The organism is Vibrio sp. 10N.222.52.B12 (assembly GCF_002875385.1).
Classification (GTDB): domain Bacteria; phylum Pseudomonadota; class Gammaproteobacteria; order Enterobacterales; family Vibrionaceae; genus Vibrio; species Vibrio jasicida.
This window is the reverse complement of the sequence record NZ_MDAW01000012.1, coordinates 1-424: the sequence shown is the minus strand read 5'-3', so window position 1 is coordinate 424 and position 424 is coordinate 1. Positions and strand designations below refer to the sequence as shown.

At 41.0% G+C, this 424-nt stretch carries 2 tRNA genes; both read left to right on the top strand.

Going from position 1 to position 424, the window contains the following annotated elements:
* Window positions 1-32: 32 nt before the first annotated feature.
* Window positions 33-109: transfer RNA gene (locus BCT11_RS00830), tRNA-Ile, on the top strand.
* A 39-nt stretch (window positions 110-148) separates the two neighbouring features.
* Window positions 149-224, top strand: a tRNA-Ala gene (locus BCT11_RS00825).
* Window positions 225-424 lie beyond the last annotated feature (200 nt).

Below are 424 nucleotides of genomic sequence, written 5' to 3'. Positions count from 1 at the left end.
ATTGATACGGTTTATAAGTAAGAGACGATACTGGGTCTGTAGCTCAGGTGGTTAGAGCGTTCGCCTGATAAGCGAGAGGTCGGTGGTTCGAGTCCACTCAGACCCACCAATTTCTTTTGAAATTGGTATGCAGTATCGACACCTTGATGGGGCTATAGCTCAGCTGGGAGAGCGCCTGCCTTGCACGCAGGAGGTCTGCGGTTCGATCCCGCATAGCTCCACCATCTTTAAGTGTTCTTGAAAAAGAATCTTTAAAAATGGTTTTCATCAGAAAATCTAGCTCTTTAACAATTTGGAAAGCTGACAAAGTAATCTTTAAGATTACTTGTAAAGTTCTCAATGTTTGTCTTTATGACAAACACCAAAAAACACATTCAAGTGTTCTTGGGAATATCACTTTTACAGTGATTATTCGAAATTGAGT